The 675-nt window shown below is 76.1% G+C and carries 2 protein-coding genes; both read left to right on the plus strand.

The window, feature by feature from the left end; genetic code table 11:
* The coding region (locus tag KUM32_RS37215; protein WP_217146279.1) for a hypothetical protein at positions 1–301 on the plus strand (301 nt) is incomplete at its 5' end.
* 175 nt (positions 302–476) lie between these two features.
* The coding region (locus KUM32_RS37220; protein ID WP_217146280.1) for an acyl carrier protein at positions 477–675 on the plus strand (199 nt) is incomplete at its 3' end.

Here is a 675-nt window from a genome sequence, read left to right on the forward strand (position 1 = left end):
CGGTGTGCCCGCCGTGACGGTTGCCCTGGGCCCCGTCGGCGAGCCGGACGCGGTCGTCGGCGCCGCCAAGCAGTTGCGGGGCAACGGGATGGCGGCGCTGCCCGGGCAGGCGGTGGTCCAGGCCCTGCGCGACGCGGTCGCGGCCCAGGCACCGGCCGCGGTGGTCGCGGACATCGACTGGGCCTGGGTGGCCGACCACGCGACGGAGCTGGGCGTACGGCGCCTCTTCGCCGACCTCCCGGAGTTCCGGCCCACCGAACGGGCAGCGCCGCCCGCCGTGCCCGCGACGGGACCGTCGTGACCACGTACGCCATGCCGGCCCGGGCCCGGTCCGCGCGAGGGGACGCGGACCGCCGCTGTCCGGGTGCGCGCGGCCTACGGCGGCCCGCCGCCGGCCACGAGTTCTCCGGGACGCTCACCGCCGTCGGCGCCGCCGACGGCCGCGTCCCGAAGCCCCAACGAGACGGGAGAAAGTGATGGACACCGAAAACAGCGAGGCCAACCTCGACGGCGCCAAGCTCCGCGAGGACCTCGCCGCCGCGACCCCTGAGGAGCGCGAGGCGCTGTTGCGCGAGACGGTGCGCGCTCAGCTCGCGAGCATCCTGCCCGAGGCCACCATCGAGGACGACAGCAACTTCCTGGAGAGCGGGCTCACCTCGCTCACCGCGCTGGAGC

The sequence above is a fragment of the Streptomyces sp. AC627_RSS907 genome, assembly GCF_019049165.1.